Origin of the sequence: Propionivibrio sp., from assembly GCF_017995515.1 — a bacterium.
GTDB lineage: Bacteria > Pseudomonadota > Gammaproteobacteria > Burkholderiales > Rhodocyclaceae > Propionivibrio.
Window position 1 is genome coordinate 1 of sequence record NZ_JAGOIT010000127.1, and the last position, 8,750, is coordinate 8,750.

The following is an 8,750-nucleotide window of genomic DNA, read 5'->3' on the forward strand; positions in this document are numbered from 1 at the left end:
GCGCTACGCGAACAGCATCTATCTTCCATCGCCACCCACAGGGTGAATGGTCAAGTACGATCAACCTGCTGTTTCCTTTGCGATCTTTGCGCCTTCGCGCCTTTGCGGTGAGGTTTTCAGGATAAATGCCGAAACACCCACCACAGAGTCACAGAGACGCAGAGTTTTCGCAGAGAAAACCTTTGGCAACGGCGTTTTTCTGTGCGTTTCCTCTGTGCCTCCGCGCCGCAGAACGATCTGGATGAGCTTCGGGCGTTGATCTTCGGTGGGCTGCAGGATATCGATTGCCCGGCCTTGAGGTTGGAGGCGGTGAGCGTTCCGGCCGGGCAGAGGATCACCGCGCAGCAGTTGTTCGACCGGCTCGAATACCTGCGTCTGGCGCTAGAATACGACCTCGGGCAGGCCGAGCGAACTACGCTCCGGCGACGGCGACGCGCCGTGGCGAGGAGATTGCCGCGCTGGCTGAACGGCTGGATGTGTTCGACATAGACGGCGCAAACGCCGCGCTGCGCAAATTGCAGGAAACGCTGAAGCAGGCGCACGAAGGGAGCAGTAGATGAATGAGAAAACGGCTGAACGGCCGCACATCCTGATCGTCGATGACGTCAGCGAGAACTTGCATGCGCTCGTCGCCATTCTGCGCGACACCTACGCCATTGCCGCAGCAACCACCGGCGAGAGGGCGCTCGATCTGGCGCAGCGGCATCCGCAGCCCGATCTCATCCTGCTCGACGTGAAGATGCCCGGTATGGATGGCTATTCGGTACTCTCGCGTCTGAAGTCGAACCCGATCACGGCGATGGTTCCGGTCATCTTCGTCACGGCGCTTTCAGACGCGGTGGACGAAGCGCGCGGCTTCGAGCTGGGCGTTTCGGACTACATCACCAAGCCGGTGAATCCGGAGTTGCTGCACCGCCGTATCGCGATGCTGCTCGAATTGCGCCGGCACCGGCGCAATCCGCTGCTCTTCGATGCACGCAAGTCCACCGATCCGGATCGCAAGGCGACGCTGCTCATCGTAGACGACATCCCGGAGAACATCCATGCCCTGCTCGGTGCGCTGAAGAATACCTACAACATCCGCGTCGCCAACACGGGCATCGGCGCCGTCGACGCGGTCAACAGCGACTCGCCGCCCGATCTCGTGCTGCTCGACGTGGTCATGCCCGGCATGGATGGCTACGAGGTCTGTCAGCGAATCAAGGCCTCTCCGACCGGCAACCGCATTCCGGTGATCTTCGTCACCGGAGTCGATGCCGTGGCGGAAAAGGTCAAGGGCTTCGAAGTCGGCGGCGCCGACTACATTACCCGGCCGTTCGATATCGACGAGGTGCGCGCGCGCATCCTTAACCATCTGGAACTGGCGCGTCTGCGCAATGTTCTTGAACAGCAGGTGGCGCAGCGCAGCGCGCTGCTCGAAAAAAGCGAGGAGAAATACCACATCCTCGCCGAGTACTCACCGAACTGGGAGTACTGGACCGCGCCGGATGGCACCTTCCTCTACGTTTCGCCGGCCTGTACCGATGTATCCGGCTACTCGGCCGAGAACTTCTTCGCCGACGCGTCGCTGATGGAGAAGATCATCCACGCCGATGACCTGGCGGCATGGAGTGCGCACGGACCGTCGGCACCCGAGAGTGAGCGCGGACCGGTCATCTTCCGCATCCGCACGCGCGAGGGGCGCGAGCGCTGGATCGAGCACGTCTGCAAATCGGTGCTCGATGCCGAAGGGCGAAGCTTTGGCGTGCGCGGTTCGCATCGCGACATTTCCGAACGCCGCTACGCCGAGGAGCGGCTCGACTTCTTCATCAACCGCGATCCGCTGACCGGCCTGCCGAACCGTTCGCTCTTCCGCGAACTTCTGGCGTATGCGATGCAATCGGCCGAGGTGAGCCGATCGGGCTTCTCGCTCGCCTTCGTCGATCTCGACAATTTCACGGCGATCAACGAAAGCCTCGGCCACAAGGCCGGCGATCAGATTCTGGAGGAAGCCGGCAAGCGACTGCGCGCCGTGCTGCCGCAAGTCGAGGCCATCGCCCGGGTCAGTGCCGACGAGTTCAACATCATCATCGAGTCGGGCACGGAGATGCCGCCGGTCGACTTCGTCGTCCAGCGCATCATCGACGAATTGTCGAAACCGTTTGCCTTCGAGGGGAATCCCCTCTACGTCGGCGCCTGTGTTGGCGTTGCCATGTACCCCGAAGACGGCACCGACGCCGAGACCCTGCAGAGCAACGCCGAAGTGGCGCTGCACCAGGCCAAGGCGCGCGGACGCGGTGAAATGCAGTTTTTCTCGGCCGAGATGAGCCGCCACGCGAAGGATCGCCTGTCGCTCGACGCCGATCTGCGGCGCGCGGTCGAGCGCGGCGAACTCCTGCTGCACTACCAGCCGCAGACCGATCTCATCAACGGCAAGATTGTCGGCGTCGAGGCGCTGGCCCGCTGGAAGCACCCGCTGCGCGGCATGATCTCGCCGGCCGACTTCATCCCTCTGGCGGAGGAGAGCGGCTTTGTCGTCACGCTCGGGGAATGGGTCTTGCGCGAAGCGTGTCGTCAGTTCAGAGCCTGGATCGATGCCGGCCTCCCGCTCAAGCACATCGCCATCAATGTCTCGACGGTGCAGCTCGGCCGCGGCCACCTGGTCGATACGGTGCGGCGTGCGCTCGAGGAATCCGGCGTCGATCCAAAGCAGGTCGAACTGGAGATCACCGAGAGCTGCCTCATGGATGACCACGGACAGTCATTCAAGGAAATTGCCGCACTCAAGGCGCTCGGTGTCCGCCTGTCGATCGACGACTTCGGTACCGGCTATTCGTCGATGGCCTACCTGCAGGAACTCGACGCCAACCAGCTGAAGATCGACCTGCGCTTCGTGCGCGACATCACGCGCAACAGCGCCAACGCCTCGATCGTCAAGGCCATCATCGCACTCGGGCATGGGCTTGGGCTCGAAGTGCTGGCCGAAGGTGTCGAGGATGCCGGACAGGCGCGCTTCCTGCGGTCGCTGCAGTGCGACGTGATGCAGGGTTATCTGGTGAGCAAGCCGCTTTCCGGAGAGGATTTCCAGGCGTTCATGGCCAGCTACGGACCGATGCGCCTGCCGACGGAAGACGAATCGCTGTCGACGATTCTCCTGGTCGACGACGAGGCCAGCATCCTGTCCTCGCTGCGGCGCGTCCTGCGCGGGGAAAACTATCGCATTCTGACCGCCAACAGCGGTGCAGAAGCGTTGAAGCTGCTGGCGCTGCATCCCGTGGGCGTGGTCCTGAGCGACCAGCGCATGCCCGGCATGAGCGGCAGCGAGTTGCTGGCGCAGGTGCGCGCGATGTATCCGAAGACGGTGCGCATGGTGCTCTCGGGCTATACCGGGCTGGACAGCCTGACCGAGGCGATCAATCGCGGCGAGATTTCACGCTTCCTGACCAAACCCTGGCAGAACGAGGACATCATCGAGGCCGTGCGCGATGCCTTCCGGCGCTATGCCCAGTCCGTGGACAGCGGAAGCTAGACGACCACTTCAGGTTTTCTCGATTTTTCACCGCAAAGGCACAAAGATGCAAAGGATCGCAAAGAAAAACAAAGCGCTACGCGAACAGCGCGCATGTTCCGTAGTCACCCACAGGATGAGTGATCAATTACGATCCACCCCTTGTTTCCTTTGCGATCTTTGCGCCTTCGCGCCTTTGCGGTGAGTTTTTTCGGTTCAATGTTGCAGATTCGCGCGCTCCTGCTGCTGGCGTTTCTCGCTGCGGCGCCCGCGTTCGCGATCGAACCGGTGACGCTCCAGCTCAAGTGGCGCAACGCCTTCCAGTTCGCCGGCTACTACACGGCGCTGTGGAAAGGCTATTACCGCGACGCCGGCTTCGACGTGACGATCAGGGAAGCCGAGCCCGGGCAGAGCGTCGTCGACGAGGTGGTTGCCGGCCGCGCGCAGTTCGGCGTCGGCACGAGCAGCCTGCTGCTCGCCTGGCATGGCGGCAAACCGGTCGTCGTGCTCGGGGTGGTCTTCCAGCATTCGCCTTACGTCATCGTCGCCCGCCAGGACGCCGGCATCGGCAGCATTCACGACATCGTCGACAAGCGGCTGATGATGGAGCCGATGTCCGACGAGATCCTTGCCTACCTGCAGCGCGAGGGGATTCCGATGGATCGCGTCACGCGGCTGGAACACACCTTCAAGATCGAGGATCTGGTCGAAGGTCGTACCGATGCCATCGTGGCGTACGTCACCAACCAGCCGTTCCACCTGCGCCGGGCGGGCGTGCCGTATCTCGCTTTCTCGCCGCGTTCGGCGGGCGTCGATTGCTACGGCGACAACCTGTTTACCTCGAAGCAACTGCTTGAGCGGCAACCTGAGCGTGCGCAGGCGTTCCGCGACGCGAGCATGCGCGGCTGGGAATACGCGATGGCGCACCCGGACGAGATCGTCGCGATGATCCTGGAGCGCATCAACACGCAGGGGCTCTCGGCCGAGTACCTGCGTTTCGAGGCAGCGCAGATGCGCGAACTGCTGCAGCCCAACCTCGTCCAGCTCGGCTATATGCATCCCGGCCGCTGGCGCCACATTGCCGATATGTATGCGGAAATCGGCATGTTGCCGCGGGGGATCGACCTGAAGGGCTTCTTTTACGCGCCTGATCCCGGGGCGAACCTGGCCTGGCTGTACCGGGTGCTGGGCTTCGGCTTGCTGGTCCTCGTGCTCGCGGGCGGGATCAGCCTGTACGTGCTGCGCATCAACAAGCGCTTGCAGGCGAGCCTCGCCGAGGTGCGCGCGGCCCACGATCGTTTGCAAGTCCTGTCGACGGCGATTGAGCAGAGTCCGACCGGTGTGGTCGTGACCGACACCGAGACCCGCATCCAGTACGTGAATCCGCATTTCTGCGCGATCAGCGGCTTCGATAGCGCCGACGCCATCGGGCAGCGCCCGGATATGGTCAATTCAGGGAAGAACGATCCCGCGATCTATCGCGAAATGTGGGCTGCACTGAATGCCGGACGGCCCTGGTCGGGCGAACTGCTCAACAAGCGAAAATCGGGCGCGACCTACTGGGAAGAAGTGCATATCGCGGCGGTGCGCGACGAGAAGGGCGTGACGACGCACTACGTCGCGGTCAAGCTCGACGTCGATGCGCGCAAGCAGGCCGAAGCAAAGGCCACGCGCCTGATCGAGGAGCTGACCCGCGCCAATGCCGAACTCCAGGCGCTCAACGAGCGACTGGAGGATACCAAGGGGCAACTCGAACAATCGGAGAAGATGGCGGCGATCGGCCAACTCGCGGCGGGCGTCGCGCACGAGATCAACAACCCGATCGGCTTCGTGCGCAGCAATCTGGGGACACTTGCCGATTACGTTGATGGCCTGCTTTCGGTGGTCGACGCCTACGCCCAGGCCGAACCGGCGCTGGCCGCGCATCCGGCATTGCTCGATGAGCTCGCGCAGGCGAAAGCCAGCGCCGATCTGCCGTTCATTCGCGAAGACGTCGGTGTGTTGATCCGCGAATCGCGTGAAGGTGTCGACCGGGTGCGCAAGATCGTCGAGAACCTCAGGGAATTCACCCGCCTCGACGGTGCCGACTGGCAGCACTTCAACCTGGAGCGCGGGCTCGACAGCACGCTCGGGATACTCGAAAACGAACTGCGCGGCAAGGCCGAGGTCGTGCGCGAGTACGCCGGCCTGCCGGACGTGGAATGCATCGCCGCGCAGATCAATCAGGTGTTCATGAACCTGGTCGCCAATGCCGTGCAGGCGATCCCCGAGCGCGGCGTGATTACGTTGCGGACGGGCCGGGAAGGCGACTCGGTGTGGGTGGAGATCGCCGACGACGGCGTCGGCATCGCGCCGGAAAATCTGCAGCGCGTGTTCGAGCCCTTCTTTACCACCAAGCCCATCGGCAAGGGCACCGGGCTGGGGCTATCGCTCGCCTACGGCATTGTCCGGCAGCACGGCGGCCATCTGACGGTGAGCGGCGAACCGGGACGTGGCGCGATCTTCCGCGTCACGCTGCCGTGCACGCGCGAGCAACGGCATTGAACCTGAAAACCTCACCGCAAAGGCGTGAAGGCGCAAAGATCGCAAAGGAAACAACAGGTGGATCGTACTTGGCCATTCACCCTGTGGGTGGCGATGGAAGACAGGTGCTGTTCGCGTAGCGCTTTGATTTTCTTTGCGAACCTTTGCGAACCTTTGCGATCTTTGCGCCTTTGCGGTGAAAAACCGGGTTCTTCAGGTTGATCCGGCACGAAGAAGTCTCAACCCCCCGTTCGGGCTGAGCCTGTCGAAGCCCGTCCCCCCCCTTCGACAGGCTCAGGGCGAACGGACTTCGAACATTACCGCGCCGGATCAATAAGTTACTGTTGCGGCCCGGTGAGCCGCGTCGTCAATCGTAGCCAGGTGCTGGTTGAGCGGTGTGGTGGCGCGGCAGGGTGAGGCGGAATCGGGTGCCCTTGCCCGGTTCGCTCTGAACTTCCAGTCGGCCCTGATGGCGCTGGACGATGCCGTAGGCGAGCGATAGCCCGAGGCCCGTGCCCTTGCCGATGGGCTTGGTGGTAAAGAAGGGCTCGAACACGCGCTTGAGGTTTTCCTGCTTGATGCCGACGCCGGTATCTTCGATTTCCACCCATACCTCGCGCTCGTCGAAGCCCGTGCGCAGGGTGATCGTGCCGCGCTCGGCGATGGCGTGCGCGGCGTTCACCAAAAGGTTCATGAACACCTGGTTGATCTGCGCGGCGATGCATTCGACGTCCGGCAAGCCGGCGTACTCGCGCACGACCTCGGCCTTGTACTTGATTTCGTTCCAGACGATGTTGAGCGTGCTCTCCAGTCCCTGTTCGAGGTTGGCGTAATGCCATTCGGAGGCGTCGACGCGGGAGAAGTCGCGCAGGTTCTCGACGATTTTCTTCACCCGCTGAACGCCGTCGAGCGACTCGTTGATCAGGTCGAGGATGTCGTCGCGCAGAAAATCGAGGTCGGCGGCGACCTTGGCCTGCTGCAGCGAGGCCAGCAGGTCCGGCTGGCCCTTGAGCGCGTTCTCGACCTCCTCGTAGGCCGAGAGCACCGAGAGCAGGCTCTCGACCTGGCCCTTGAGCGATCCGAGGTTGGAGTTGACGAAACCGATCGGGTTGTTGATCTCGTGCGCGACCCCTGCCGCCAGCTGGCCGACCGAGGCCATCTTCTCGGACTGCAGCAGCTGGCCCTGCGCGTCCTCCAGCTTGCCGATGAGGACCTGCTGCGCCGCCTTCTCCTCTTTGAGCTGGTCGATCAGTTCGTTCAGGCGCATCTGGTACATCGCCGTGTCGGTGAAGTCCAGCAACGTCACGCAGACATGCTTCACCTCGCCGGCGGCGTCCTTTTGCGGCAGCAGGATGCAGTTCTGGCGCATCGCGTCGATGCCGCCGGTGATCGGGCGGTTGTGGTTGAAACGGAAGAGGAAGGGGCGCTGTTCCCAGGAGGTGAAGGCGTAGTTCTTCAGGATGAAGACGCCCTCGATCTTGCGCGCCAGCCATTTCTGCGGCAACTCGGGGAAGCTCTCGAAGAGGTTGCGGCCGACGACTTCTTTCGCCGAACGCTGGCTGTGCATCGCCATGAAGCGATTCCACAGGACGACGCGGTAGTCACGGTCGACGACGAAGACGCCCGCTTCAAGGCGCTCGACGATGAACTCCAGCAGACTGCGGTCGATCGCTTCGTGCATGTTCAGAGCGCTTCGAGGAAGCGATCGAGTTCTTTGCCGAGGCGGGCGATTTCGCTTGGCGGCATCATGACGACGAGGTGGCAGGCGAACGATTTTGTCTCCAGTGTGAAGCACACCTCGATGAACAGCGCGCGGTTGTGCTGGATCTCGCTAAGCGGGATCAGGTCGCGCGGTGCGATGTCGAGCCCCATGATCGACGGCGCCGAAAAGCCGATGTCGACATCCAGCGTCGAGGCGACGCCGCCGAGGCAGGCGCCGACCAGGATGTTCGCGACGTCGAGCATGAGTTCGATTTCCTCGACGCGATCGGTGTCGTCGTAGCCCATCAGTTCGGCAAGTTCTCGCGGCGGCCCGCCGGAGAAGACGATGATGACTTCGCCCCGGATCTGGCCGTGGAACGCCTGGCGCACGGCAAGGATGTTCTTCTCGCCGACGAGCTGCTGCAGCACGGTCGGGATATCCAGCCGCTCGACGTTGGCAATGCGCGGGATCGACAGGCGCACGAACTCGCCCCAGATCCTGGCGATCGACGAGCCGGCCTGGCCCATGCCGATGTTGGCGATCTCCTGCAGCGCGTCGCGCTGGTCGCCGGTGAGGGTCGCGTTGATGGTTTCGCACTCTTCGCTCATACGACCACCCCATACTGTTTCAGCACGTCGCGCAGGCCTTCGGCGGTGATCGGCTTGCGGATGAAGGCAATGGCGCCCATGGCGAGTACGCGCTCCTGCGCCTTCTCCTGCACATCGGCCGAGACGACGATCACCAGGCAGTTGAGGTCTTCCTTGCGCAGCGTTTCGAGCACCTGATAGCCGTCCATGTCCGGCATGGTCAGGTCGAGGAACATTACATCCACGTGGCCGGCACGATAGGCGGCGAGCGCCTCGATGCCGTTGGCAGCCTGGGTGATCTCGATGTCCCAGTCCGGAGGCAGCGCCTTGATCAGCATTTTTCGGGCGATGGGCGAGTCGTCGACCACCAGGACAGATACCGCCATTGAATTTCTCCGTGATGACCTGTCGTCTCTCGTACGCTCTGTCGTGCGTATGACGAAAGTAACAT

6 protein-coding genes are annotated in these 8,750 nt (G+C 62.8%); 3 read left to right on the top strand and 3 right to left on the bottom strand.

All coding sequences use genetic code 11. The annotated features are described in order from the left end of the window. Positions 1 to 201: 201 nt before the first annotated feature. The 3 genes from KBA32_RS15290 (at position 202) to KBA32_RS15300 (ending at position 6,031) form a co-directional block, all read left to right on the top strand. Entirely contained in the window at positions 202 to 489 is a 288-nt protein-coding gene (locus KBA32_RS15290) for a hypothetical protein (RefSeq protein WP_294360678.1), read from the top strand. Positions 490 to 556: 67 nt separating this feature from the next. Then, positions 557 to 3,508: an EAL domain-containing protein gene (locus KBA32_RS15295; protein WP_294360680.1), complete on the top strand. Its 2,952-nt coding sequence runs from the start codon at positions 557 to 559 to the stop codon at positions 3,506 to 3,508. A gap of 198 nt (positions 3,509 to 3,706) precedes the next feature. Beyond that, a complete protein-coding gene (locus tag KBA32_RS15300; protein WP_294360682.1) occupies positions 3,707 to 6,031 on the top strand; it encodes an ABC transporter substrate-binding protein in 2,325 nt (774 codons plus the stop codon). Positions 6,032 to 6,377: 346 nt separating this feature from the next. Here the strand turns inward: KBA32_RS15300 and KBA32_RS15305 are convergent, their stop codons facing one another. From KBA32_RS15305 to KBA32_RS15315, 3 genes are read right to left on the bottom strand one after another with little or no spacing between them, the layout of a single operon-like run. Next, positions 6,378 to 7,691 (bottom strand): ATP-binding protein, encoded by a 1,314-nt coding sequence (locus KBA32_RS15305; protein ID WP_294360686.1) that lies wholly within the window; start codon positions 7,689 to 7,691, stop codon positions 6,378 to 6,380. A 2-nt stretch (positions 7,692 to 7,693) separates the two neighbouring features. Beyond that, positions 7,694 to 8,320 (bottom strand): chemotaxis protein CheC, encoded by a 627-nt coding sequence (locus KBA32_RS15310; RefSeq protein ID WP_294360689.1) that lies wholly within the window; start codon positions 8,318 to 8,320, stop codon positions 7,694 to 7,696. After that, the gene (locus tag KBA32_RS15315; protein ID WP_294360693.1) at positions 8,317 to 8,685 is read right to left on the bottom strand and encodes a response regulator; all 369 of its coding nucleotides are present in this window, start codon (positions 8,683 to 8,685) and stop codon (positions 8,317 to 8,319) included. Before KBA32_RS15315 ends, KBA32_RS15310 begins: the two co-directional genes overlap by 4 nt. Between the last annotated feature and the right edge of the window lie 65 nt (positions 8,686 to 8,750).

Bases quoted from the DNA above. Each gene is read 5' to 3' on its own strand.
- KBA32_RS15305 (WP_294360686.1), bottom strand. From the start codon at position 7,691: ATGCACGAAGCGATCGACCGCAGTCTGCTGGAGTTCATCGTCGAGCGC.
- KBA32_RS15300 (WP_294360682.1), top strand. From the start codon at position 3,707: ATGTTGCAGATTCGCGCGCTCCTGCTGCTGGCGTTTCTCGCTGCGGCG.
- KBA32_RS15315 (WP_294360693.1), bottom strand. From the start codon at position 8,685: ATGGCGGTATCTGTCCTGGTGGTCGACGACTCGCCCATCGCCCGAAAA.
- KBA32_RS15295 (WP_294360680.1), top strand. From the start codon at position 557: ATGAATGAGAAAACGGCTGAACGGCCGCACATCCTGATCGTCGATGAC.
- KBA32_RS15310 (WP_294360689.1), bottom strand. From the start codon at position 8,320: ATGAGCGAAGAGTGCGAAACCATCAACGCGACCCTCACCGGCGACCAG.